Origin of the sequence: Hymenobacter profundi, assembly GCF_019334315.1 — a bacterium.
Lineage (GTDB): Bacteria > Bacteroidota > Bacteroidia > Cytophagales > Hymenobacteraceae > Hymenobacter > Hymenobacter profundi.
In genome coordinates this window covers 1-24,886 of the sequence record NZ_JAHWGL010000016.1, presented here as the reverse complement: position 1 = coordinate 24,886, position 24,886 = coordinate 1, and the positions used below count along the sequence as shown (strand labels likewise).

At 58.3% G+C, this 24,886-nt stretch carries 13 protein-coding genes; 1 reads left to right on the top strand and 12 read right to left on the bottom strand.

Annotated features, from left to right (window positions below; all coding sequences use genetic code 11):
* Nucleotides 1-43: 43 nt before the first annotated feature.
* The 12 genes from KYK14_RS06300 to uxuA all read right to left on the bottom strand — a co-directional run bounded on the left by KYK14_RS06300 (nt 44) and on the right by uxuA (nt 23,347).
* On the bottom strand, nt 44-2,410 hold the full coding sequence (locus tag KYK14_RS06300) for a glycoside hydrolase family 127 protein (RefSeq protein ID WP_219157880.1): 2,367 nt from the start codon (nt 2,408-2,410) through the stop codon (nt 44-46).
* 84 nt (nt 2,411-2,494) lie between these two features.
* A complete protein-coding gene (locus tag KYK14_RS06295; RefSeq protein ID WP_219157878.1) occupies nt 2,495-5,143 on the bottom strand; it encodes a glycosyl hydrolase 115 family protein in 2,649 nt (882 codons plus the stop codon).
* Between the two features lie 129 nt (nt 5,144-5,272).
* Nucleotides 5,273-6,388, bottom strand: a complete 1,116-nt coding sequence (locus tag KYK14_RS06290; protein WP_219157876.1) for an endo-1,4-beta-xylanase — start codon at nt 6,386-6,388, stop codon at nt 5,273-5,275.
* Nucleotides 6,389-6,534: 146 nt separating this feature from the next.
* Nucleotides 6,535-7,866, bottom strand: a complete 1,332-nt coding sequence (xylA, locus tag KYK14_RS06285) for a xylose isomerase (protein ID WP_219157874.1) — start codon at nt 7,864-7,866, stop codon at nt 6,535-6,537.
* A complete protein-coding gene (locus tag KYK14_RS06280) occupies nt 7,844-9,370 on the bottom strand; it encodes a xylulokinase (protein ID WP_219157872.1) in 1,527 nt (508 codons plus the stop codon). The genes xylA and KYK14_RS06280 overlap by 23 nt, the downstream gene beginning before the upstream one ends.
* Nucleotides 9,371-9,568: 198 nt before the next feature.
* A complete protein-coding gene (locus KYK14_RS06275) occupies nt 9,569-11,764 on the bottom strand; it encodes a glycoside hydrolase family 3 N-terminal domain-containing protein (RefSeq protein WP_219157870.1) in 2,196 nt (731 codons plus the stop codon).
* The gene (locus KYK14_RS06270) at nt 11,754-13,700 is read right to left on the bottom strand and encodes a sialate O-acetylesterase (protein WP_219157868.1); all 1,947 of its coding nucleotides are present in this window, start codon (nt 13,698-13,700) and stop codon (nt 11,754-11,756) included. Before KYK14_RS06270 ends, KYK14_RS06275 begins: the two co-directional genes overlap by 11 nt.
* A gap of 229 nt (nt 13,701-13,929) precedes the next feature.
* Nucleotides 13,930-15,747 (bottom strand): RagB/SusD family nutrient uptake outer membrane protein, encoded by a 1,818-nt coding sequence (locus KYK14_RS06265; RefSeq protein ID WP_258049084.1) that lies wholly within the window; start codon nt 15,745-15,747, stop codon nt 13,930-13,932.
* Nucleotides 15,748-15,902: 155 nt separating this feature from the next.
* Nucleotides 15,903-19,031, bottom strand: a complete 3,129-nt coding sequence (locus KYK14_RS06260; RefSeq protein WP_185283968.1) for a SusC/RagA family TonB-linked outer membrane protein — start codon at nt 19,029-19,031, stop codon at nt 15,903-15,905.
* A gap of 30 nt (nt 19,032-19,061) precedes the next feature.
* Nucleotides 19,062-19,880, bottom strand: a complete 819-nt coding sequence (locus tag KYK14_RS06255) for an SDR family NAD(P)-dependent oxidoreductase (RefSeq protein WP_185283969.1) — start codon at nt 19,878-19,880, stop codon at nt 19,062-19,064.
* Nucleotides 19,881-19,918: 38 nt separating this feature from the next.
* Complete coding sequence (locus KYK14_RS06250) at nt 19,919-22,018, bottom strand: alpha-glucuronidase family glycosyl hydrolase (protein WP_219157866.1); 2,100 nt, start codon at nt 22,016-22,018, stop codon at nt 19,919-19,921.
* Nucleotides 22,019-22,096: 78 nt separating this feature from the next.
* Nucleotides 22,097-23,347, bottom strand: a complete 1,251-nt coding sequence (uxuA, locus tag KYK14_RS06245) for a mannonate dehydratase (protein ID WP_219157864.1) — start codon at nt 23,345-23,347, stop codon at nt 22,097-22,099.
* Between the two features lie 325 nt (nt 23,348-23,672).
* Here uxuA and KYK14_RS06240 point away from each other — a divergent pair, with 325 nt between their 5' ends.
* On the top strand, nt 23,673-24,833 hold the full coding sequence (locus KYK14_RS06240; protein WP_208307432.1) for a LacI family DNA-binding transcriptional regulator: 1,161 nt from the start codon (nt 23,673-23,675) through the stop codon (nt 24,831-24,833).
* The last annotated feature ends 53 nt before the right edge of the window (nt 24,834-24,886 follow it).

Here is a 24,886-nt window from a genome sequence, read left to right as displayed (position 1 = left end):
TCGAATTGTTTAGCACAAGGAGTAGCTGGCGGTAAGTAGGACGTTAGTTAAGCAGCCGTACGTCGTAAACGCCACCCGCCGTGGAGCCCGCTGCCGCCTCAAATTTCACCGTAAGGGTAGTAGGGGCGTTGGCGCGACGCAGAGATTCGGGTAGGGCGTACTCCACGTCGTAGAAGTCGCTTTTTTGATTGCCCGTGAGCGTTACCTGAGTCAGCGGCGCACCGTTGACCAGAATGGTGAACTGCCGATTTCGGTCGCCGCCGGAGTAAGTGACGCGCAGCGCACGCGCGGCCCGGTTGGGATTGCGCAGCTGGTAGCTGAACCAGCCTGCAGCGTGCCGCCAGTGGCGGTTGCTGTGAATGCCCGTCTCCGACCGGTCGCTTTGGAAATTGTGGTCCGACTCGGGCTGCTGCTCACCGGGCGTTACCTGGTCGATAGTACGGGCTTCCAAGGCGCGTTTTTCGGCGTCGCGGCGGCGGATTTCTTCCTTACGGGCGGCCAAGCCTTCGGGCGTTGTCACGGGCCAATACACCATGTAGCGCGCATCCTGAATCTGGTAGAACGGCACTAGCTGCACGTTGCGGTACTTATCGGAGTTGATGAGGCTAGCGGCGCTGAATGTCAGCGACTTGCCAGCTACAGGCTTGATGCCTTCGGCCACATTCTGACTGGTAGAGACAAGCAGTGGGGCATCCTCCACGGGGTAGAGCGGACCGCTTGCCACGTGCGCCATGCGCTTGCTGTCGGCGTGCAAGCCAGCCAGATCGGTGGTGTCTGTGACGGCGGCCAGCACCAGCGGCCCGTGCACAAACGACACCCAGGGCGAGTGGTCGGGCATGTACTCGGCGGTGGTGTGCATGGGTAGAGCCACCGTCACCACATCGCCCGAACGCCACTTGCGCGTTACGGTAGCGTAGCCCGGCTCGGCGGTGGTAGGCGTCACGGCTTTGCCGTTTATCTGAATGGTTAGTTGACCGGCCGGCACCCAGCTGGGTTGCCGGATGCTGAGGGCAAAGGTGCGCGGCTTTTTCAGTTGCAATTGTAGTTGCGAGCGTTCCTCAAAGGGAAACTTCGTCTGCTGGGTTAGGGTGAGTCCCTGCTCGGCCCAGGCAAGGCGCGAGGGCACAAACAGATTCACCAATAGCTCCTGCTGGTTGCGGTGCGCATACACCAGCTCGCCGTACTTGCCGTGGTTTTCCAGCCCCGAACCCACGCAGCACCAGAAGCTTTCCTGCGGCTGCGAATACACGCGGTAGTGGCGCGGGCGCATGGGCGTGAAGTACACGAAGCCGCCCTCCTCGGGGTGTTGCGTGGAAAGGATGTGGTTGTACATAGCCCGCTCGTAGTAGTCGAGGTAGCGGGTAGATGCGCTGCGCAGGTACAGCTGTTTGCTGAGCTTGAGCATGTTATAGGTGTTGCACGTCTCCGGTCCTTCCGTGCTTTCGAGCATGGAGGAGAAGTTATCAACCGGGTTGAAGTGCTCACTCACACTGTTGCCCCCAATCGATACGGTGCGGTTTTCCACCACGGTTTTCCAGAAAAACGTGGCTGCGTTGGACCAGGTAGGGTTGCCACCAGCTTCTGCCACGCGCTCAAACCCAATAACTTTCGGAATCTGCGTATTGGCGTGCATGCCGCTGAGCACGTCTTGGCTAGCCAGCAGCGGTTCTAGCACAGCCTGGTGCGAGAAGCGCTGGGCCAGCTTCAGGTACTTTGCGTCGCCGGTGATGCTGGCTACGTCGGCAAATACTTCGTTCAGGCCGCCGTGCTCACTGCGCAGCATGTCCTGAATTTGGGCATCGGTGAGGTTGGCCGTAAGGTCCAGGCACCAATCCGTCAGCTTGATCAGCATATCTTTGGCCTTGGCGTTGCCGCCAATCAGGTAGGCGTCGCGCAGGCCGGCGTAGGTTTTGTGCAGGTTGTAAAGCGGCACCCACTTATCATTCAGCCCAAAGCTGTTGGCTTTGATGTTGCCGGCTTTCACCTGCTGCCACATGGCCTTGCCGCCCGGCACGCCCCCAAGGTAGCCATTGCCGTTTTTCTGCTGACAGCGGTTTAGCTCCTCCACCATATAGGTGAGGCGCTGCTGCACCTGCGCGTCGCCGGTGGCGGCATACATAAGGGCCAGCGCCGAGAGATAATGCCCGCCAATGTGCCCATCGAGGCCGGTGTTTTCCCAGTTGCCATAGCGCTCCGCTTTTGGCTGAATGCCGGCCTCGGTCTGGTAGGGAGCCAGCAGCCGGTTAGGGTCGAGGGCCAGTATGTAGGCCTTATCGGTCTGCTGCGCCTGCTGAAACGGACTGTCCATCAGCTGCACCGCCGAAAGGGGAAAACTTTGCAAGACCGTGCTTTGCCCATGGCCGAGCAGGGGCAGCAAGCAAGCGGAAAGAAGTAGAAAACGATGCGTCATGATAAACAATGCTCTGGTTGTATGCGCTAAAGAGAGTCCGGTGCCGAAAAGGTAACGAAATAGAGCACGCCATGCGGGGTAGCACTAGCGCTGCCCCACGCTGTTTTTCGTTGCCGCAGGAGCTGGCTTGGTACCCGTAGCACTTTCCGGCGGGCCCAGGTAGCTGGGCTTCAGTCCGCCGCAGTCTACCACCAGCTTTTCCAGCACCACGCCCGGATCAACGCGCCAGAACTTCAGCATGTGCTTGCCGGGCGTGGCAAGGGTGTGCTGAGTGGTTTTCAGGATGATATTCTCGGCCACAGCTTTTTCCCAGGGGCGGTTGCTGTTGTCGGCTACCATGCCCGTGTGCAGATTCACGATTTGCGGGGCTTCGTCGTCGAACGACACAGCGTAACGCAGCCCTTCGCCACCTGTAAAGTTCAAGGTAGGCGCCAGGTATGCTTGTACAGTGACGGGGCCGGCCGTAGAAAGCTGCATCTGATATTCCAGATGTGGACTGTTGCCGCCAGGTTGCGTAATGGGCGCCGTCGTTGGATATGTACTGATGCCGCCCAGCGTGCGCCCCAGGTCCGGAATAGTTTGCCATTTCGCTTGGCTACCATCCACAGCCTTGCTGTAGTGCGGTGCCTCTACGGACACGTAGCCATCAGCTTCCACAAAGGCCGCGCCCGGCGCGGGTTGCGGCTGTGGTTTCTGCACGGCCGCGGCAACAGATAGCGCTGGCGCCGTAGCCGCCGCTTCGGCAATGGTTTGCACCTCCGGCATTTTGTCGGCCTTCTCGTCGTGCCAAGCCTTGTAGCCGATGTGCATCTGGTCCATCATGTGGTTCCATTTGCCGCCGGCAATGGCGTTGTAGCGCTTCGAAATCTCGGCGTCTTTCTCAAACAGCGCCCTGGCCTTGGCTGCCAACTCGTTGGTGTTGGCTCGGTTGTGCTGAGCGGCTTCATGGTTTAAGGCCACGGTGTAGTACAGCTCGTTCAGGTTGGCGCAGGCCAGCACGGGGTGCAGCACCAGCTCGAAGTAGGCATCTTGCGCTGCGGCGGGAAGTTGCCGGCCAATGGTTTCAGCCTGGGCCAGCAGCTGGTTGTAGTCGGCTACCACGGTGGCAAACTCGCTGTAGTTGATCAGGCTGTAGGTGTTCTGACTCAGCAGCTCAGGCTTGCGGCGGGCGTTGTACTTGGCGTATTTAGCCATAATATCGGCAATGCCCGCGGCGTGCTTTTCGCCAAACTGCTGGGCGGCCCACTGTCGAGTGTATTCGCCTACCTCGTCGGCTTTTATATTGTCGGGGTTCCAGGCATAGTCGAGGAAGAAGCTGATAGGCAACTCCATCGGCTTTAGGTCACCCACATTCACCACCCAAATCTGGTTTGCGCCGTACTCGTGGGCCAGTTGCATTTGCTCGCGGATGCGTGGCAGCGGGTTCGTGTTCAGCCACTTGTAGTTGCGCGGGCCACCCACATAGTCGAAGTGGTAGTAAATGCCGTATCCGCCGGCGCGGGGCTTCTCGCCCAGTTTGGGCAGCTTGCGCAGATTGCCCCAGTTATCGTCGCACAAGAGCAAGGTCACGTCGTCGGGCACGCGCATGCCTTTATCGTAGTAGTCTTGCACTTCTTTGTAGAGCGCCCACAGCTGGGGCGTCTGCTCGGCGGGCTTGCCAGTTACATCAGCAATAATCTGGCGCTGATCGGCCACGATTTTCTCCAGCAGGGCAATATTGCTACCCTCGCTCATCGGCTCGTCGCCGTCGCCGCGCATGCCAATGGTCACTACGTTTTCGCGGGTGCCCATGCGCTGCATGCCACCGCGCCAGAACTCGCGCAGCACGTCGGCGTTGGTCTGGTAGTTCCAGGGGCCTTTGCCATAGCGGCGCCACTCGTCGTGGGCGCGGGTGAGGGGTTCGTGGTGGGAGGTGCCCATCACAATACCGTACTCGTCGGCCAGCACAGGGTTTTGCGGGTCGTCGTCGTTGAAGGCGTTGCCCCACATGGCAGGCCAGAGGTAGTTACCTTTCAGGCGTAGGATCAGCTCAAACATGTGGGTGTACATCTTCGAGTTGAAGCCGCCAAACTTCTCCTTCGTCCAGCCCGACATGGCCGGCGCCTCGTCGTTGATGAAGATGCCGCGGTATTTCACCTTCGGTTCGCCCTGCGTGTGCCTACCCGCCGCCACATACAAGGCCTTTTGGGGCTTGGTTGGCACATCGGCCCACCAGTACCACGGCGATACCCCCATCTGCTCCGACAAATCGTAGATGCCGTAGATGGTGCCGCGTTTGTCGCTGCCGGCAATCACCAGGGCGCGGTCTACGCCGGGCATTGGCTTGTCAACTATTTGTTCCACAAACACTTCCCACTTGCCTGCTACCCCCGACACGTCGAGCTTCTTATCGCGCACCAACTGGTCGATGAGCGGGCTCTTGCCGATGGTGCCAATCAGTACCACTTCCCTACCCTTCGGCGCTTGGTCGGTGGTGAGGGTAGGCGTCACGCTGGTCACGCGGTGGATGTCGACCTGCAAATCTTTAGCCGCTCGCAACACGCCTGGCCAGTCCTGAGCGCTAGCGTAGAGTGGCGCGGCTTTGCCGCCAGCCTCCAGCGCGAAACTGCCCTTTTGCTTTTTCGACGTGACGTAGGAAGTGCCATCAAGGGCTTGAGCGGGCTGCGTGGCACCGAGCGTCAGGCCGGTAACAAGCAGCAAGATGAAGCGCCGGGGAATAGATAAAGAAGGCATAGTAGGTGGGTTAACGCGCGGGTAGGAAACAGGGTAGTAGGGGCGCGTTGCACGCGCCCGTCGTTGCATATGGCAGGTAGGGAAGTTGACCACAACGCCCACGAAAATGAGCTGTGGTGCAACGCGCTCCTACCGTGCAGCCTGCACCACAGCCCGGAAGGCGGGCTTGGTCTGGTACTGACGGTCGAACAGCAGCGGGTAGCTGGTGCGGCCCTTGATGGGCCAATCGTTCAGCCAAGAATCGGCATCTGTCACGCCCCAGAGGGTAATGCGGTCAATCACGTCGCGGTGCTTCCGGAACAACGCGAATAGGTCGGCATATCGTTTCGTGAGTTGCTGCTGCACCGAGTCGGGTAGGCCTGTGGTGTAGACGTTGTACTTGGCATCGGCACCGAAGGTCTCGGCAATGTCGGCGCCTTGGCGGCGGCTGGGGTTAGGCAGCACATCAATATCCAGCTCCGTGAAGTTGACGTGCACGCCCAGCTTCGAGAAGGCCACAATACTTTCTTCTACCTGCGCAATGGTAGGCTTGGTGAGGCCGTAGTGGCCCTGCATGCCGATAGCTGTTACCTTGATGCCCTTGGCCTGCAAGCCTTTCACCAATTTAATCACACCTTCCCGCTTTTCGGGATGGTAGAGGCTGTAATCGTTGTAATAGAGCTCAGCCTTGGGGTCGGCTTTGTGGGCGTACTCGAAAGCTTTGGCGGCGAAATCTTCGCCCAGGATTTCCAGCCACTTGGTCTTGCGCAGGTCGCCCTGCTGGTCGTCGATGGCCTCATTCACTACGTCCCAACCGCCAATCTTGCCTTTGTAGCGGCCCACTACGGTGTTGATGTGGTCCTCCAGACGTTTCAGCAGCACCTCACGGCTAGCGGGTTGGCCGTTCTCGCCCTCAAACACCCAATTGGGCGTTTGCTGATGCCATAGCAACGTGTGGCCCACAATGAACATCTTGTTCTGTTGGCCAAAGGCCACGTAGTCGTCGGCAGGCTTGAAGTTGTACTTGTCGGGCTGCGGGTGCACCGGACCCCACTTCAGCAGGTTTTCGGGGCTGATGGTGTTGAATTGCTGCTTGATCAGGGCCATAGCCTGGGCGTCTTGTCCGCCGATTTGGCGGTAGTTAAGCGCCGCTCCCACGTAGAAATCCTTCTTATAAGCATCTTTCAGGGTCGGCTCCGATTTCTGCACAAAGCCCAGGCAGAAGCCAGCCAAACCGAGATACAATAGGCTGCTTTTAGTTTTCATTGGAAAGTCGATAAGGAAGATCGTAATAGGACATACCGCCCCGCGCCTACCCCCATATGGGGTGGCGGGAATACATACATGGAAAAAATGCTCCCCCCGGTTCGTTGCTAGGCAGCCAACCAGGGAGAGCATTTCATCTTTTCAGCTTAAATATATTGGTTGATCAGGCTTTCCAGCCACTCCTGCTTGCCGCTGCGGGGGGTAGGCTCGCCATGCTCGAAGGCCAGGCGGCGCAGATCTTCCAGGGTCAGCTCGCCGCGCTCGAAAGCCGCGCCCGCACCCGAGTCGAACGAAGCGTAACGCTCGGTGCGGAATTTCTTGTAGGCCGACTTCTCCAGAATGTCGTTGGCAATCACCAGCGAGCGGGCGAAGGCGTCCATACCGGCAATGTGGGCAATGAAGATGTCCTCCAGGTCGGTGGAGTTGCGGCGGGTTTTGGCGTCGAAGTTGATGCCGCCGTGCTTGAAGCCACCGGCCTCCAGAATCACCAGCATCGACTCAGCCAGCTCGTTCAGGTTGTTAGGGAACTGGTCGGTGTCCCAGCCGTTCTGGTAGTCGCCGCGGTTGGCGTCCATTGAGCCCAGCATGTTGGCGTCGGCGGCCACTTGCAACTCGTGCTGGAATGTGTGCCCAGCTAGGGTAGCGTGGTTCACTTCTAGGTTCAGCATGAAATCGTTTTCCAGGCCATACTCTTTCAGGAAGCCGATTACCGTGGCGGCGTCGAAATCGTACTGGTGCTTGGTAGGCTCAGCGGGCTTAGGCTCGATGAAGAACTTGCCAGTGAAGCCCTGCTTGCGGGCGTAGTCGCGGGCCGTAGCCAGGAAGCGGCCCATGTGCGCCAGCTCGCGCTTCATGTTGGTGTTGAGCAGGGTCATGTAGCCCTCGCGGCCACCCCAGAACACGTAGTTTTCACCGCCCAGCGCGATGGTCGCGTCCAGCGAGTTTTTCACTTGGGTAGCGGCATAAGTCAGCACCGAAAAGTCGGGGTTGGTGCTGGCGCCGTTCATATAGCGCGGGTTCGAAAACACGTTGGCCGTGCCCCATAGCAGCTTCACACCGGTTTCCTGCTGCTTCTGCTTGGCGTAGCCCACGATGGCTTGCAGGTTGCTTTCGTACTCTTTCAGGGAAGACGCCTCGTCCACCAAATCCACGTCGTGGAAGCAGTAGTAGGGCGTGCCCAGCTTGGTAAAAAACTCGAAAGCAGCGTCCATCTTATCGTGAGCGCGGCCCAGGATATCACCCTTGGCATCCCAGCCAAACTCTTTAGTACCAGGACCAAACGGGTCGCCGCCGGTGCCGGTGAAGGTATGCCAGTAAGCCACAGCGAAGCGCAGGTGCTCCTTCATGGTTTTGCCGGCTACCACACGGTTCTCATCGTACCATTTGAACGCCAGTGGGTTGTCCGACTCGCGGCCTTCGTACTTGATAACGTCTATGCCTTTGAAATGCTCCGTCTTAGTTAGCGTGTTGCTCGACATGGTGGGAAATAGTTGAAGTTGAAAGAATCTGTTGAGTAAGCGCCTGGTGCCATCGGGCATAGGCTTCCTGATATTGGGTTTGCAAGTCGGGGGTAGGCGCCAGCGTAAGGATGCGCTCCAGGCCTACAAAGGCGTCGGCGGGCGAGGCGTAGAGCCCCACTCCTACCCCAGCGCCGCGGGCCGCACCTTGGGCGGCATCGGTGTTGTAGAGTTCCAGCGTCACGTTAGCCGTATTCACAAAGGCCTCCCGAAACACTGGGCTCAAGAACATATTAGCGTTGCCGGCACGCACGGTGTGCACCTGCACGCCCGCTACCCGCATAATATCAATGCCGTAGTTAAGCGCATACACGATGCCTTCCTGGGCGGCGCGCAGCACGTGGGTGCGGTCGTGGCGCGTCAGGCTCAGGCCCAGCAGCTCGGCAGTGGTGGGCTCGTTTTCGAGGATACGCTCAGCGCCGTTGCCGAAGGGTAGGAACAGCAACTCCTCGGCGCCTACCGGCGCCTGGGCAGCCAGGCGGTTCATCTCATCATAAGGCAGCTCGCCCACAATTTTGCGCAGCCAGCTATTGAGAATACCCGTGCCGTTCATGCACATCAGCATGCCGTTGCGGGGCTGATCGGGCTGGCTGTTCACGTGCACGAAGGCATTCACGCGAGAGCGGGAGTCTACCACCGGCTGGTCGCTGATGCCGTAGACCACGCCCGAGGTGCCGGCCGTAGCGGCAATTTCGCCGGGCTGCAACACGTTCAGGGAGAAGGCATTGTTGGGCTGGTCGCCGGCGCGGTAACTCACGGGTGTTCCAGGTGCCAGGCCTAGCTCTTGGGCGGCTTCGGGCGTCAGGCGGCCCTGCTCGGCAAAGGTATCTACCAAGGTAGGCAGCAAGTCATGGTCGAGACCGTAGTAGTCGAGCAGCTCTTGCGCTACCGCCTGCTCGCGGAAGTTCCAGAACACGCCTTCCGACAGACCCGACACGGTGGTTTGCAGCTCACCCGTCATCTGAAAGGCAATATAGTCGCCGGGCAGCTGGATTTTGTGGATTTGCGCGTATACCTCCGGCTCGTTATCGTGCACCCACTTCAGCTTGGACGCCGTAAAGTTGCCGGGCGAGTTGAGGAAATTTTGCAGGCAATATTCTTCGCCCAAGGCCTCGAAGGCCGCATTGCCGTAGTCTACAGCGCGGCTGTCGCACCAGATGATGGCGGGGCGCAAGACCTTGCCGGCCTTATCCATCAGTACCAACCCGTGCATCTGGTAGGTAATACCTATGCCGGCCACCTGCGTCGCATCGAAACCGTAGCTGGCCTTCAACTCCTGAGTGGCGTTGATGGCTTCCTGCCACCAGCGCTCAGGACGCTGCTCGGCCCAGCCCGCCTGCACAGCCAGGATTTCCATTTCCTGCCGGGGTGAGGTGGCGCTGGCCAAGCACTTACCCGTGTCGGCATTTAGGAGCGCAACTTTCACCGACGAGCTGCCGATATCATACCCAAGCAGGTAGTTCATAGAAGGAAAAGGTAGGGTTAATATTCTCGAAATATACACCCGCACTAAGCAGGATACCAGTCTGAAAACCGCTTAAACGAAGCGTAAAAGCCTTTTTTATATCGGAACCGTTTTCGAAAACGTTTCCGATAGGTGCAATAAACCTATTTTTTTTCTTGTACAGTCTACGGAGTTCATCCTGCTTTGAACGCCATCTTGTTACCGTACGACGACTGTAGCCACGGCTGGCGCGCTGGCCCCTAGCGCCTGACTGCGCTTGCCGGGGAGGGCGCCACCCACCGAAATCGTAACGGGTCCGTTGGCGGCTACTGTTTTGCCTTGGGCGTTAACCAAGGCCAGTTGTTCGGGCGTGAGTGTAAACTTCACAGTGGCGCTGGCACCCGGTTCCAGGCGCACGCGGCGGAAGTTCTTCAGCGCAAACAGCGGCACTTGCTGCCTGGCGCGGGACGGATGCGTTACGTAGAGCTGCACCACTTCCTCACCGGCCATTTTACCCGTATTGCGCACAGTAGCTTCCACCTCCACGGGCTTATTCTTGGCTGCTTTCTTGGGCAGCTTCAGCCCACCATACTCGAATTTGCCGTAGCTCAGCCCGAAGCCAAAGGGATACAACGGCTCCTGCGTCATGTAGCGGTAGGTGCGGCCCTGCATCGAGTAGTTTTCGTAGGCAGGCAGTTGCTCCAGAGATTTGGGGAAGGTGATGGGCAGCTTGCCCGAGGGCGCTACCTTGCCGAATACCACGTCGGCAATGGCGTTGCCGCCTTCCTCGCCGGGGTACCAGGCCAGCACCACGGCATCGGCCAGCTCATGCACTTCGGCTAGGTTCATGGGCGAGCCGCCTGTCACGATGGCCACAATGGGTTTGTCGTTGTTTTTGCGCAGGCCGCGCAAGAAATCAATCTGGTTTTTGGGCAGGTTGTAGTCGAGCCGGTCACCGAACGAGGGCGAGGCAATAGATTCGCCCTCCTCCCCTTCCAGCAACCCATTGATACCCAGCACCACAAACGTAGCATCCACGGTGCGGGCCGTGCCGCTCACCCAGTCCACACCGTTTTGGTTGGGGCGGTCGAGCAGGGCACCGGGGCGGTACTGCATCTGGCTGGCCGGGCTCACGCCGGCCACCAAGCCTTCCAGAATAGTGCTCATGGAGGGGTTCACGCCGTAGTAATTGCCCAGCAGCGCATCTAGGTTGGCAGCGTTGGGACCGGTCACGAAGTACTTGGCCAGATCGTTGCGCAGGGGCAGCACACCGTTGTTTTTCAGCAGCACAATCGACTTTTGGGCCGCCTCGCGGGCCAAGGCGCGGTGCTTACCACTGTTGATGGTTTCGGCGCCCAGCTTGTCGTAGGGACTGCTCCCCTGCGGGTCGAATAAGCCCAACTTGAAGCGGGTGCGCAGCAAAATGGCCAGCGAGCTGTCCATTTTCGCTTCGGTGGTGAGTCCCTTCTGCACCGCTTCGGGTAGGGATGGGTACACACTGCCGCAGTTCAGGTTCACGCCTCGCTCCAGGGCCAGGGCAGCGGCCTCGGCGGGCGTTTTCACCACTTTGTGGCCCTGGTAAAAGTCCACCAGCGCCCAACAGTCGCTTACCAAGTGACCTTTGAACTTCCATTGGCCACGCAGCACATCTTGCAGCAGGTAGCTATTGCCGCAGCACGGTTCGCCATTAGTGGCGTTGTAGGCGCACATCACGGCTTCTACTTTGGCATTCACCAGCTGGTGAAACGCGGGCAGATAGGTTTCCCACAAATCCTGAGGCGAGGCCTGGGCATTGAACTCGTGGCGTAGTTTCTCGGGGCCACTGTGCACGGCAAAGTGCTTGGCGCAGGCGGCAGTTTTGAGGTAGCGCGGGTCGTTGCCCTGCAAGCCCTGCACAAAGGCCACGCCCAGGCGGCCGGTCAGGGTAGGGTCTTCGCCGTAGGTCTCTTGTCCCCTACCCCAGCGCGGGTCGCGGAAGATGTTGATGTTGGGTGTCCAGAAGGTGAGGCCGCTGTACTGCTGGCGGTATCCCTTGGCCACGGCCACGTTATACATGGCCCGCGCTTCGTCGGAAATAGCCGTCGATACACGTTTGGCCAAGTCCTCATCGAAAGTAGCGCCCAGCCCGATGGCCTGCGGAAATACCGTGGCCGCCCCGGCCCGCCCTACCCCGTGCAGGGCCTCGTTCCACCAGTTATACGCCGGGATGTTCAGCCGCTCGATGGCCTTGCTGTTGTACATCATCTGATCGGCCTTCTCTTCCAGCGTGAGCTTGCTGATTAGGTCGTTGACGCGAGCGTTCAGCGGCTGCTTGGGGTCGAGGTAGAGGGCCGTGGCCGACTGCTGCGCCTGGGCACTGAGGCTCAAGCCCGCCAGCAACAGACTCGTTAGAAAGCGTTTGGAATTAGAAATCATCGGTGCGGAATGTAGAAGCGGGAAGGCCTTCTTTGTTGGCTAAGTTGGCGTTTTCGGGGTTGTCGGCCCAGGCGTAGCGCACGGCTACGGGGTCCTGCACCTGGTCGCTCCACACCACCACCTTATTACCTTCGATACGGGCCTGCGCCCAGTGAAATTTATGGTCGGCGCCCGCCACGGCAAAGCCTTCCAGCGGGCCTTTGCTCTGGATTACCAGGCCGCTGCCTACCCCCGAAAACGTGAGGGTAGCCTTGTTGCCGTTCTTTTGCATCGACTGGTAAAGGGGCCCCGAGGCCACCACGTTCTTGTCGCCGTAGGCTACCTTTTGAGCGGCCAAAGCCAGGCGGTGCCCCACAGGCTGCTTGGTTACGGGGTGAATGTCATTCCACTCGCCCAGGCCCAGCGTCACGGCCATGCCCGTGTTGGGCACTTCCAGCAAGTGGCGCTGAATATCGCGGATCATGGCCCAGCCGCTCTCACCGGGCTCCTTCTTGGCGGCATTGAAGTTGGGTAACTGCACGAAGAGGAAAGGCAAATTGGGCTGCTGCAAGTGCTGGCGCCAGTCGGCAATCAGGCTGGTCATCAGGGCCTGGTAGTCCTGCGTCCGGCCGGCGTTCGACTCGCCCTGGTACCACAGAATGCCTTTGATGGCGTAGGGCGTTACGGGGGCAATCATGCCGTTGTACAATCCACCGGGCTGGTACTGAAAGGTGGTGCTACCGGGTGCGGGCGACATCGTGGCGCCTACCTTGTACTGCCAGGGGCCGCGCAAATCCAGCGTCTGGCCGCCAGCCATCAAGCGGTACTCCTTGTCGAGGGTGAAGCCTCCGCGCCCGCCATTGCTGACCAAGCGCACCACCACCGTGTTCTTACCCAGCTTCAGCACGCCCGGCCCAAAATCGTACTTGCGGGGCGGATACTGGTAGCCGGTGCTGCCCACCAGCTGCCCGTTGATATAGGTAGAGTCGGCATCTACCAGCGTACCCAGCTCCAGGCGAGCGGGCTTGCCCACCATGCTGGCCGGTACGTCCACTTCCTTCCGGAACCAGAGCACACCGTTCACGGGTCCCAACGGGGTTTGGTTGGCCCAGTAGCCGGGTACGTTCATGGTGGCCCAGTCGGCGGCGTTGTAGCTGGGGTCAGACCATTTGGTTTGGCCGGGCGCTTCGCCCTGGTCAGCTTTGTAGAGGCGCTGCTGCCAGTCGCGGCCCGCGGCTTGGTCGCGCTGCTGGGTGCTGGCTACCAGAGTGCTGTCCTTGTACTTTTCGGCGGCTTGCTGATAGGTAGGGAATTGCTTGAGGGCGTCGGCGCTCAGCCAGGCTTCGGCCGGCGAGCCACCCACAGCATCTTTTATGATACCAATGGGTACTTTATACTTGGCGTACAAGTCCTTGGCAAAAAAGTAGGCCACGGCCGAGTAGTCGCCAATGGTTTGCGGCGTCACGGGTACCCAGCTGCCGCCTTTCAGGTCGGCTTTCGGACCGTTGAACGCATAGCTCATCGGCACGTTGAACTGGCGGATGCGCGGGTTGTTGGCGGTGGCTACTTCCTCAGGGTACTTGTCGCGCACGCGGGTCATGGTAGTTTCCATGTTCGACTGCCCCGAGCACAGCCACACGTCCCCAAGTAGAATGTTGCTTATTTTCACTTGGTTGCTAGCCGCCAGGGTCATATCGTAAGGACCACCGGCTTTCATGGCGGGTAGGCTCACGCGCCACTGCCCCTTAGTATCGGCAGTGGCGCGGTAGGTTTTACCCTGAAAAGTGATGGTGACTTTCTCCCCCGCTGCGGCCCAGCCCCAGATGGTGATGGGTTTCTCGCGCTGTAGTACCATGCCATTACTCACGAGCTTTGGCAGGCGAATTTGGCTGAATGCTGCCGGGGCGGGCAGCACGCAGGTACAGGAAAACAATACTACTTTTAGAAAGGAATTCATGCGTCAGTGTTTGAATACGCTTGCTCGCAGCTAATCCGCAGCTGCCAGGGACGACCGTAGCAACCGATAATCTCAATACCTAAAAAGACGGGCTCGCGCTTCCTCACACGTACCAGCAACTTGCCGTGCGTGCTACTATACAGTTTACTATCCTTCTGCGCACACAACGCCTCAGAGAAAAAAGAAAAGATTGGCTGCCCAAGACGGGCAGCCAATCTTTTGCATCAGCCTATTGGTAGCTGGGGTTTTGGTAAGCGGCTTTTGCCTCTGCCGGCATGTCTAATGCATCAAGCTGCCCCTGCGGAATGGGGCGTAGGTAGTGGTAGGGTTGGATGGTCCGCGTGACGGTAGCAGGCGTATGGTCGCCGTAGTTGTTGCCCGCAATACGGTAGGTACCAGCCAGCTCGTTCCATTTCTGGGTGCGCACCAGATCAAACCAACGGTAGCCTTCGCCGTAGTACTCGCGCGAGCGTTCGGCCAGGATGTAGTTAATGTCTATAGCGGTTGGGGTAGCCGCTACCATGGCAGCGCTATTATCCTGCACTTTGGGCACGTTGCCGTTATTGTCGAAACGCCACTTGCCGGCCCGGGCCCGAATCACATTGATCAATTCGCGGGCGCTCTTATCTGTTTTAGGAGTTGCTCCTTTCACGGCTGCTTCGGCAGCTACGAAGTATAGCTCAGAGAACTTGGCGATGTTGAACGGACGCGTGCTGGCGGCATTGGGTTGTCCTAAGCCCGTACCGTTATCCGTGCGGTAAGGACCAAGTTTCCACAGCCCCGGATAAACAATTCGACTGATACCATTGGGGGCAATTACCCAATCGGCACGGCCGGGTAGTACGCCTGCGCCTACCCCACTGCCACCGGCCCCGCTGGGGTAGGTAATAGCAGTAGCCGGATCGGCATTCAGGAACGTCAGGATGGCATCGCCCTGGTTTACCGGCAGCTTGTTAGCATTATACAAAGTCGCTTCCGGAACGCCCGTTCCTTTCAGCCAGTTGCCGCGGTATACTGTCGTAAACGTACCATCGTAGCGCGAATCGTTGGTTTTGTCGGCAAAGGTGGTGGCAACAGCGCCGATGGTAGGAGCCATCCGAACCCAAGGACGACCCAACGGCTGCACGGCTTCCCGCTGCACGGAAGACGCATTGCCGGTGCCGGTTGCATCTGAAGTTTTAAAGCTTCTAATGGCGGTGTAGTTCCAGGTCAGCATCCAGCCGGCAAAGTTATCAGGGGCCCCACCGCTACCAAAGCTTAAACTGCTTCCGTTGTATTGCTCGCTGGATTCGGTGTGGTCGGCGTACAACATCGTTTCCGCATTGCGGTCATTCGTGCCCACGTTCACGTCATAGTACGTAGGCAGCAAACGATATGGCCCTGGGTTATCAATACCCTCGGTGGCCACATTATAAGCCTCTTGGTAATACCACTGGGCGTTTTTGCCGTTCGGATCTACCCGCTGCGCGGCCGGATACGTCGGAATATTGTTCGGGTTTTCCAGCCACCAGGCATACGTCAGGTAGGCTTTGGCCAGGTAGAGACGGGCAACCGTTTTGGTTACGCCGCCCGTAACCCGCGGATTAGCCGGCAAATCAGCAATAGCCTTCAACAGATCCGGGAAAACCGCTTTAGTATAGACTTCGGGTACCGTGTTACGGACTGAGGTTCTAATCGGGTTGGTGTTAAACTCCAGTTCTCCCGAACCTAAATCCAATGGCACCCCACCAAAAGTTTGTACCAACAGGAAGTAGTCGAAGGCCCGGAAGAATCGTGCTTCAGCCACCAAGGCCGGCGAAACGGTACCCACGGCGGAAGCATTTTGAATAATGCCGCTAGCCGTATTGATGTTAGGGAATGCCGCATACCATACTCGGTCAGCACGGCTGTTGTTGGCATTCAGTACCGCTCTGCCCGAGAAGTCCATGGCCAGAAAGTTCTCGTCAGCGCTTTGCCCGTAGGTTACTTCGTCCGTTCCGGTTTCGGTAGTGTTGTAATAGTAGGCATCCCCGTAGATGTAGCGTAGGTGAGCGTATAAGGATGTCACCCCTCCGCTAACGCCTCGTTCGGTTTGAAAGAAGCCCGGCTCATAGATACTTCTGGGCTGTTCGTCCAAAATATCCTCACACCCGGTCGCAGACATCGATATCACGGCTGCGCCAATCAGAAATTTTATAGTAGAGCGTTTCATGTCTGATTTTCTTAGAAAGTAAGGTTAAGGCCTGCCAGATAGGTGCGGGTGGCAGGCGCATTGGTACCCAAGGTCAGGATGCGGCTCAGGTTGCCGCTATAAGGCACGGCCGCGTTCTGGTCGCCGAACGAGTTGGTTTCCGGATCCATGCCCGACTCACGCTTGTAGGGCGAGAAGAATACGAAGGGGTTCTGAGCCGTCACGTAAAAACGCATTCTGCTCACGCCCTTGTTTTGCAACCAGCTGATATTATCGAAGTTATAGCCGAGGGTGATGGTGCGAATCTTCATATATGAGGCATCGAAGTAGCCCAGTGTGCTGCCGTATTTTGGATTGTCGCCGCTTCTAGGGCCAGCTGGGTTGGGGTATTTGGCATCCGTATTTTCAGGCGTCCAGTAATCCACCTTCACGTTTCCGCGACGACCAGTCAGCATGTTCAGGTAACCTGCCGAGCCGTAAATGGTACTGTTGAGCAGACCACCGTTTTGGAAGGCAGCCACTGCGCTCAGATCAAAGCCTTTGTAGGCAACCCGGGTATTAAATCCTCCCTGAAATTTGGGGTTAGTATCCAGAATCTGCCGGTCGGCTGCGCCAATGGCGCGGGTAGGAGTGCCATCCGCATTGTAGTCACCGGTATATTTTACCTTGATCATCCCTGCGGCTCCGCCGGGCTCCAGAATGTCCCGATATGGCTCTTCTTGCTGCCAGAGCCCTACTTTCTCATAGTCAAACACTACGTTGATTGGCTTGCCTACAAACCACCAGTTTCCCTCGTCCCGGGTTCGCTCGCCGGCCAGCGCCGTAATCTTGTTGCGGTTGGCGTACATGTTGACACCCGCTTCCCAGGTCCAGCCGTTGAGATTTTCCAGGATTACCCCGTTCAACGAAAGTTCAATGCCTTTATTCTGGGTGGAGCCCACGTTGGCCGTGTAGCTCCCTACGCCTGAGGTCGGCGGCAATCCTACACTAAGCAGTAGGTTTTCGGTTTTAGTAACGTAGTACTCAACCGTACCGGAAAGACGGTTGTTCAGGACCGCAAAATCCACCCCGTAGTTCCAGGTTTTCGAGTACTCCCAGCCCAATTTTGAGTTAGGCAACTGGGTTACAAATAGGCCGGTCTGGTAGTTGGTAGGGCCAAAGTTGTAGGGGCGGGTTGACAGCAGGCCCAAGGTAGCGTACGGTAAAACTGCCTGGTTTGACGTGACGCCGTAGCCAGCCCGGAATTTCAGCAGATTTATGGCCGTCACATCCTGCATGAACGACTCGCGGGCTACGTTCCAGCCTACTGATACAGCGGGATAGGTATTCCATTGGTAGCCCGGCGAGAGGCGCGAGGAACCGTCCGAACGAACCGTAGCCGACAGTAGATACCGGTCGTCGTAGGAATACATCACGCGGCCCATATAAGACAACAAACCAAATTTTTGGTACTGCTGGTCACCAGGGTTTACCGTGATTAAATCGGGCGTCGTCAGCCCCAGGTTGTAGAACTGGAAGGCGTCAGAAGGAATATCCCGGGCATTAATCTGCGACCGGTTAAACACGTTATTGGAAGCCGAGTATAGGGCCACCGCATTTATATTATGCTTGCCAGCAAAAGTGCGGTCGTAGGTCAGCAGGTTTTCGACGGTATAATCGGTCGTAACGGAGTTGCTAACCGAGGCCGTAGAAGGGTTAGTAGGATTGTCGGAGCCGATACCCTGCCCGGTATAAGAGCCACCCTGGCTCTGGCGGTAGTTTACCCCCAAATTGAGGCGATACTTCAATCCTTCTACTCCCGGAATCTTAAACTCCCCGTAGATGGAGTTGTAGCTGGCTAGGCTTCGCGTTTGGCTCAACCATCTATCTTTATTAGCCTCTACGACATCTCTGGTATACACCCATTGGTTATCTGCCACCATGCTAATAACTCTTTTTAAAGAGCCGTCGGCGTTGTACGGATTGGCAATGGGGGTTGAGTTCAATGTACCGTATATGCCTACGTTGGAGCCTTCTGTTAGGCTATAGCTATTGTTTACTGTGAAACCCAACCGGACATATTTACCCACGCCCTGGTCTAGTCCTCCACGTACCGTATAGCGGGTGTACTGCTGGGTAGGGATTACGCCTTCTTCCTGGTAATAGCCCGCGTTGAAGTTGTACCGCCCATTCTGCGTGCCGCCGGAAATCCCCACGTTCTGGTTGATCTGCATCCCAGTTCGATAGAGCTTGTCCTGCCAATCGGTATCCACGTCAGGCGACTCATCTAGGCCGTACTGAACAGCGCCGGTGGCGGGGTTGGAGTACAGGCCCGCAGCCCGGCGAAGCTCAACAAACTCGGGCCCATTCATCATGGGGTATTTGGCGAAGAGTGTTTTCGCGCCCACAAACCCATCGTACACTACTTGCGCCTTCTGCCCAACTTTGCCCCGCTTGGTGGTTACCAGTACCACGCCGTTGGCTCCGCGCGAGCCGTAGATAGCGGTGGCCGAGGCATCTTTCAGAATGTCAACGCTCTGGATGTCGTTGGGGTTGATGTCGCCGATAGAGCCCGGGAACGGGATGCCGTCCAGTACGATCAGCGGATCATTACTAGCAGTAAGGGACCGTACCCCGCGGATGCGAATCTGCGTGGCAGCGCCCGGCTGCGAGGAGGTCTGCGAGAACTGCACACCCGGCAACCGGCCTTGCAGAGCCTGCGAGATGTTAGCCGAGGGCACTTCACGCAGATTTTCACCGCTGATAGAAGCCACTGAACCCGTTACGGCTTCTGCGCGCTGAGTACCATACCCCACCACTACTACCTCATCCAGCGCCTTGGTATCAGTTGCCAGCTTGATGTTCACAGTGGCGCCCGAAACAACTGCTTCCTGGCTTACATAACCGATAGCGCTGAATACCAGCGTGCTCCCAGCAGGAACCGACAGCGTATACTCCCCACTGCTATTGGTTGAGACGCCATTGGTGGTACCTTTTTGCAGAACCGTAACGCCGGGAATACCTTCGTTGCTATCTGCCCCGACAACCTGGCCGGAAACTGTTTGTGAGGCTTGCGCCATCACCTGCGCAGTCGGTAGAAACAGACTAACAGTGGGTAGTCCTACGGCCGCAAACAGCGGCAAACTCAGGCCTAAGACCGTTTTTCGTAATGGTGAATGCATGGTGGTAGGAATTTGGAGAAACATTAAAAACTAGAACCCAATAGAATTGCCGCCATCCACGGGCAGCGAGGCGCCGGTGATGTAGCGGGCCGCGTCGGAGGCCAGGAACACAGCGGCATTACCAATGTCCTCGGGCTGGCCAAACTTGCCCATGGGCGTGCGGCGCATGGCCCGGTCGCGGCGGTCGGGGTCATTGTTCATGGCGGTGCGGCTCATGGCTGTTTCGATGAAGCCGGGTGCAATGGCATTCACCCGCACCCCAGCGCCTGAAAATTCCGAGGCCAGCACTTTTACCATCCCTTCCAAACCTGCCTTGGAGGCTGCATAGGCGGCTACCCGGTCGATACCGTAGTAGGCGGCCATGGAGGAAATCATCAGAATTACGCCGCGCTGGCGGGCCATCATGCGGCGGGCGCACACGCGGGTGAGGGCAAATACCGCGTTCAAATTGGTGTGCACGATGCGGTCAAATTCCTCGTCGGTTACTTCCAGTGCGGGCTTCTTCATGTTGATACCGGCGTTGTTGACGAGGATATCCAGCGGACCGTGTGCCGCCTCAATCTGCTCCACCAGTTCCTCCAGCGACGTCCGCTCCGTCACGTCGTTTACCATGTAAGCGGCCCGTTCGCCCAAGCCGGCTACAGCCTCCTTCAGGACTTCCTCGCGGCGGCCGGTAATCACCACAGTAGCGCCGGCCGTGAGCATGCAGCGGGCTATTTCTAGCCCAATGCCGCTGCCACCGCCCGTAATAAGGGCCAGGCGTCCTTCCAGGGAGAAAACGTTATGCGGCTGCGCCGTCGGGTGCGACGCGTGGCCGTTAGAAGCAGGAGAAACCAAATGCGTGTTCATGTACCAGGAAGCCAGGCAATTGAAAATGAGAAAAATAACTAGCGAAGTTGATAGGTATCAACTTGTTCTTTAATGTCGGCTAGGGTGCGGGTGGGCGGCGGCAGGCCCGGCGGTAACGGCCGGCGCGCTATGGATTGGAAGTAGAGCACGCAGGCATCGCGCCACCACAGGGCCTCGCGCTGCTGCACGTGCAGGCGAGCCGTCACGTCGGCGTGCAGGGCGGGGTCCACGGCGGGTTGCACCTGCGCCCACTGTTGCTGCATCCACTGCACCGAGTCAGCGCCGGTGTAGTAGCGAGTAGTTAGTTCGTTCCAGAGAGTGCGGCCGGTACTGAGTTTATAGTCCCAGGGCACGTGGTGAAACCAGAGCAGGTAGTTGAGCGGGCAGGTAGCCAACGTGCCCCATTGCTGCTGCACGGGCGGGTAGTAGAGGCTGAGGGCATTGCTACCCTGGGCGGTACGGTCGAAACCCAGGCCCTCGGCGTCGGCCCGGTGGTAGTACACGGCGGTCCAGTCGGGGCGGGCACTCTTGGCCAACCAGGGCTCGGGACCATAGTGCAACGTCTGCCCCATGATGTGGTGCAGGCCCATCGGCGTAGTGTAGCGCACGTAAATGCTGCGCGACTGTTCCAGCAACGCCACAATGGTAGCAACGGCCTTGGGTTCTTGGGTCAGCGTCATGTGCGTCCACTCCTGCGCAATAGCTTTGGCGGTGAGGGTATGGTCCCAGGCCAGGCGCCCGAAAGCGTACCAGTTGGCTTGGCCCATGGGGTGGCCCGTCCAGTTGCGGTCGGCGCCGATGTTGGCTACCCCGGCAATGCCGCTGATGCGGTGTTGGTCTAAGCTGCCGTCTACCACCTTGGCTACCGTCGAGCCCCGCCCTTTGGCGTAGGTGTCGGCTTCCAGGCATTCTTTGATCAGGGGAGCGAGATACACTAGGTGGGTAGCAAAGCCCAGGTATTCCTGCGTAAGCTGCACTTCCAGCACCAGCGGGGTGCGGGGCATCTTGCCAAAAAGTGGGTGAAACGGCTCCCGCGCCTGAAAATCAATCGGCCCGTTTTTCACCTGCACTAGCACCTTGGGGGTGAACTGCCCATCCAATGGCTGAAATTCCTGGTAGGCTTCCTTGAAACGGTCGCCGCTCCCGTCGGCCTTGTACACGAAAGCGCGCCACATCACAATACCATCGTGTTGGCCCAGGGCTTCGGCCAGCATGTTGGCGCCTTGGGCGTGGTTGCGGCCGTAGTCCTGCGGGCCTGGTTCGCCTTCAGAATTCGCCTTCACCACGAAGCCCCCAAAATCAGGCACGGCCCGGTAGATTTCGTCCATTTTGGCCGCCCACCAGCGCTTCACCTGTGGGTCCAATGGGTCGGAGGTAGGGAGACCACCCAGTACTTTGGGCGCCGCCCAAAACACCGACAGATACACCCGAATACCATAGGGCCGCATTACGCCGGCCAGGGCGGCTACTTTGCGCAGGTACTCGGCCGTGAGCAGGCGGGGGCTAGCATTTACGTTGTTGAGCACTACCCCATTAATACCAATAGAGGCATTGGCGCGGGCGTAGTCTTGGTAGCGTGGGTCGAGCACCTCGGGCAGTTCCTGCCATTTCCAGATGCTGGAGCCTGCATAGCCGCGCTCCACAGAGCCGTTGGGGTTATCCCAGTGATTGAGAAGGCGGTATTGAATCTTTGGTTGGCTGCTCAAGTTGATACCGGCCAGCGACTGACCGGTTTGCAAGTGACGCAGCAGCGCAAAGCTCCCGTAGAGCACACCCGCATCGGTAGGGCCGCTGATGCGGATGTTGCCGTCTTGGGTGGTTACCCGGTAGCCCTCACGGCCTAAGGCGACGTCGGGGGCTACGGTTAGCATAATCCCACCTTTGCCGCGCGCCTCCCCTACTGGCACCGCCTGCCCCAGCAGCGCTTGCAAACCCGTTTGCAGCTCGCGAGCAGCGGTTTGCAGGGTAGCCGACGCGTTGGCTGGCACAGCAATGAAGCGGGCATTGCGCAACGCCGCCTTACGCTGACTGGCCTCTGGCAACTGGTCGTACTTCAGCCACAGCCTGTAGCCATCGTCGGCGAGGCCGCGGTGGGCGAGTAGACATAGCAGCAGAAACAGAAGGTAGCGGTACGGCATAGAGGGAGCGAACTGGCCAGCTACTCAGCCGGCCATTCTTGTGTCTTTTTATTTTGAAAATCAGCTAGTTATTTATTGTCAGCGCGCATCAACGGAGAGCATGGCAAGCGTCGATTTCTCTGCGGCGGCTTGGTCCGACAAGCTGCGGCGGATACCTAGCTCCAACCCACGCAACTCGGCCAAGCCACGCAAGCGGCCAATAGCCGAGTAGCCAGGATAGGTGCGCTTTTCCAGGTCGTCGAGCATCTGGTGGCCGTGGTCGGGGCGCATGGGGAGGGTGGTTTTTTCTTCACCAGCAGCTTCCCGACGCAGCTCTTCTTCTACCAGCGCCCGCACCACGGCATACATATCCACGTCGCCGGTGAGGTGGTCGGCTTCGTGGAAGTTGCGCGGGTTTTCCTCACGCTTGGTGGAGCGCAGGTGCACAAAGTGGATGCGGTGCCCCAGGCGTTGTATCATGCCGGGCAGGTCGTTATCAGTGCGTATGCCCAGCGAGCCCGTGCAAAACGTGATGCCGTTGGCAGGCACTTCGCAGGCCGCGAGCAGGGCCGTGAGGTCGGCCTCGGTGCTCACCACACGGGGTAGACCCAGTAAGGGGTAGGGCGGGTCATCGGGGTGGATACACAGGCCGATGCCTAGTTCCTCGGCCACGGGAGCCACGGCCCGCACGAAGTAGTGCAGGTTCTCGCGCAGCGCAGCCGCGTCGATGGCAGCGTATTCGTTCAGTAAGGATTGAAACTGGTGCAGCTCAAACGCTTCCTCCGAGCCGGGCAGGCCCAGCAGCACTACGTTGGTGAGGAGTTGTACTTCCTCCGTTGTCATGGCCGCAAACTGTTGGCGGGCAGCTTCTGCCACGGCGGGCTCGTAATCTGCCTCGGCACCGGGACGGCGCAGAATGCACAAGTCGAACAAAGCAAAGTCCTGCCACACAAAGCGTAGCGCCCGCGAGCCGTCGGGCATGGGGTAGCTTAGGTTGGTGCGCGACCAGTCCAGCACGGGCATAAAGTTGTAACACACCGTGCGGATACCACAGGCCGCCAAGTTGCGCAACGATTCCTGATAGGCGGCAATGTACTGGTCGCGGGTGGGGCGACCTTTCTTGATATCCTCGTGTACGGGCAGGCTCTCCACCACCGCCCAGTGCAGGGGTGTCTGCTTGTCGTTGTCGGCTTCAATGAGTTGCTGACGCTCCTGAATAGCCGCTACGCTCCACACTGCGCCTACTGGCATTTGGTGCAGTGCTGTTACCACTCCCGCGCAGCCTGCCTGCCGCAAAGCAGCCAACGAAACCGGATCTTGCGGACCGAACCAACGCATGGTTTGCAACATGACCTTTACTTGTTATAATACAATTTTAAGACACATTACAGCTTCAGGCAGACGTATGAAGGCGTACGTTACTCTATTGCTTTTGTGCCTCAATTCCTGTCGAAGTTAACCATACAATCGTCTCCGCAAACGTTACAGTAACCCTCCAAATGACTGTTTGCATAAATAAAACTATCGTAAACGTTTTCGAAAACGGTTCCGATAGGTATTTTTTTCGTTACTTCGTTAAAAAAATATTTGTAGTTTATCTTTGAATAATGAAACGACTATTCCTGTGCGTTTATTTGTTTGATACTACTTCCCTTTCCCAAAATACCATTCAACTATGATGAAGTGTACCAAGTGCGGCTTAGCCGATTCTGTGATGCGGGCTGGGTTTATTCGGGGCCGCCAGCGTTACTTCTGCAAAGCCTGCGACTATCACTTCACTGATGCCGCCTCGGCCCCTCCTACCCCACCGCGCAAGCGCCACCAGACTACCATCAGCGATGTGGCCAAAGTGCTGGGCGTGGCGCCCTCCACCGTGTCGCGAGCCATGAACGGACACACCGACATCAATGCCAACACGCGCCAAGCTATTCTGGAGGTAGCCCGCCAACTCGACTACCAGCCCAACTTATTGGCCCAGAGTCTAAAAAGCAGCGAAACCAATACCATTGGCGTGGTGATACCCGATATTGAACGGCCGTTTTTTGCTACGGCTGTCAGCGGTATTCAGCAAGTAGCAGCCGAGGCGGGCTACCGCGTGATGATCTGCCAGTCGAAGGAATCGTATCAAATGGAGGTGAGCAACGTGCAGGCGCTGGTAGCTAGCCGGGTAGACGGTCTGCTGATCTGCCATTCCCGCGAAACGGAAAATTTCGACCACGTGAAGCCGCCCGCCAGCCGGGGCATTCCGGTGGTGCATTTCGATAGAGTCAGCGACGAGATAGATAGCGCCAAAGTGATTCTGGACGACTGGCACGCCGCCTTTGTGCTCACGGAGCACCTAATTGAGCAGGGCTGCCGGCGCATTGCCATTCTGGCCGGACCTGCGTCGCTGCTCATCAGTCAGCAGCGGGAGGCGGGCTACCTCAGCGCCTTGCAGAAACACGGCCTGCCGATACTCGACGAATTACGCGCCCACATCAACTTCCGGTCTGAGGCAGCCGAAGCAGCCTTGGCTACTTGGCTGGCCCTACCCGAACCGCCGGACGCCATCTTCGCCATCAATTACACCAACGCCTTCGACCTGATTCTGGCCCTGAAACAGCGCAACCTCCGCGTGCCGCAAGACGTGGCCATTGTGGGCTTCGGCGACGAGTTTCTGGCGGCCCTTATCGAGCCAGGCCTCACCACCATCGACCTGCACCCCTACCGCATTGGGCAACAAGCGGCCCGTCTGTTCTTGGAGCAGGTACAGCAAAAGGAAAACTTCCAGCCCCGCACCTTCGTCATTGCCGGTGATTTAGTAGTGCGGCAGTCGTCGTTGAAGAGGAGTTCTTAGGGGGTAAGAGGGTAGGAAGTAAATGTGTCATCCTGAGCACAGCGAAGGACCTT

Coding starts and splice junctions, on each gene's coding strand:
- KYK14_RS06250 (WP_219157866.1), bottom strand. CDS start 22,018: ATGCCGTACCGCTACCTTCTGTTTCTGCTGCTATGTCTACTCGCCCAC.
- KYK14_RS06295 (WP_219157878.1), bottom strand. CDS start 5,143: ATGCCTTCTTTATCTATTCCCCGGCGCTTCATCTTGCTGCTTGTTACC.
- KYK14_RS06260 (WP_185283968.1), bottom strand. CDS start 19,031: ATGCATTCACCATTACGAAAAACGGTCTTAGGCCTGAGTTTGCCGCTG.
- KYK14_RS06290 (WP_219157876.1), bottom strand. CDS start 6,388: ATGAAAACTAAAAGCAGCCTATTGTATCTCGGTTTGGCTGGCTTCTGC.
- KYK14_RS06280 (WP_219157872.1), bottom strand. CDS start 9,370: ATGAACTACCTGCTTGGGTATGATATCGGCAGCTCGTCGGTGAAAGTT.
- KYK14_RS06255 (WP_185283969.1), bottom strand. CDS start 19,880: ATGAACACGCATTTGGTTTCTCCTGCTTCTAACGGCCACGCGTCGCAC.
- uxuA (WP_219157864.1), bottom strand. CDS start 23,347: ATGTTGCAAACCATGCGTTGGTTCGGTCCGCAAGATCCGGTTTCGTTG.
- xylA (WP_219157874.1), bottom strand. CDS start 7,866: ATGTCGAGCAACACGCTAACTAAGACGGAGCATTTCAAAGGCATAGAC.
- KYK14_RS06300 (WP_219157880.1), bottom strand. CDS start 2,410: ATGACGCATCGTTTTCTACTTCTTTCCGCTTGCTTGCTGCCCCTGCTC.
- KYK14_RS06270 (WP_219157868.1), bottom strand. CDS start 13,700: ATGAATTCCTTTCTAAAAGTAGTATTGTTTTCCTGTACCTGCGTGCTG.
- KYK14_RS06275 (WP_219157870.1), bottom strand. CDS start 11,764: ATGATTTCTAATTCCAAACGCTTTCTAACGAGTCTGTTGCTGGCGGGC.
- KYK14_RS06240 (WP_208307432.1), top strand. CDS start 23,673: ATGATGAAGTGTACCAAGTGCGGCTTAGCCGATTCTGTGATGCGGGCT.